This window comes from Micrococcus sp. APC 4021, from assembly GCF_030407635.1.
Taxonomy (GTDB): domain Bacteria; phylum Actinomycetota; class Actinomycetes; order Actinomycetales; family Micrococcaceae; genus Micrococcus; species Micrococcus luteus.
In genome coordinates, this window is record NZ_JASDCZ010000233.1 from 1 (window position 1) to 730 (window position 730).

The 730-nt window shown below is 76.6% G+C and carries 2 protein-coding genes; both read right to left on the bottom strand.

All coding sequences use genetic code 11. The annotated features are described in order from the left end of the window. On the bottom strand, positions 1-202 hold a 202-nt coding region (locus QL983_RS11355; RefSeq protein ID WP_290153080.1), incomplete at its 3' end, for a DUF3000 family protein. A 75-nt stretch (positions 203-277) separates the two neighbouring features. Then, entirely contained in the window at positions 278-715 is a 438-nt protein-coding gene (gene msrB, locus QL983_RS11360; protein WP_290153082.1) for a peptide-methionine (R)-S-oxide reductase MsrB, read from the bottom strand. Between the last annotated feature and the right edge of the window lie 15 nt (positions 716-730).

A 730-nucleotide genomic window follows, 5' to 3' on the forward strand; every position in this document is an offset into this window, starting at 1 on the left:
CCGGCCCGTCGCACACGTCGGCGGCGAGGGCGACGGCGAACGGCGCCTGCCCCTCGGGCGCCGGGATCTCCCGCAGCCGCACCTCGGTCCGCGGCCGCGCATCGCGCAGGTCCGCCAGGGCACGCCGGAACACCCCCGGCGGCACGGGCGCCTCGACCGCCCCGGGGGCGGCGGAGAGGCGACGGGGCCCGATCACGCTCATGCCCGTCAGCCTAGGCCGCGGGGCCCAGCGGGCCGCGGGGGCGCGCCGTGGACGCCACGGCGCTCCCGCACCGGATCAGCGCGCCCCGTCCGGGGCCGCCGCGTCGTCGGCGGGGGCCAGGCGCAGCGAGATCGAGTTGATGCAGTAGCGCAGGTCCGTGGGGGTGTCATAGCCCTCGCCCGCGAAGACGTGACCCATGTGCGAGCCGCACGCCGCGCACCGCACCTCGATCCGCTCCATGCCCAGGGTGGTGTCCTTCAGGTACTCCACCCGGTCCTCCGCGAGCGGCGCGAAGAACGAGGGCCAGCCGCAGTGCGCGTCGAACTTCTCGTCCGAGCGGAACAGCTCGGACCCGCACGCCCGGCACGCGTACACGCCCTGCACATGGGAGTCCCAGTACTCGCCCGTGAAGGGCCGCTCCGTGCCGGCCCGGCGCAGCACCTGGAACTCCTCGGGCGTGAGCCGTCGGGCCCACTCCTCATCCGTCAGGCGGGCGCCGCCCGGGGCGGCCAGGGTCTGCTCGGGAGC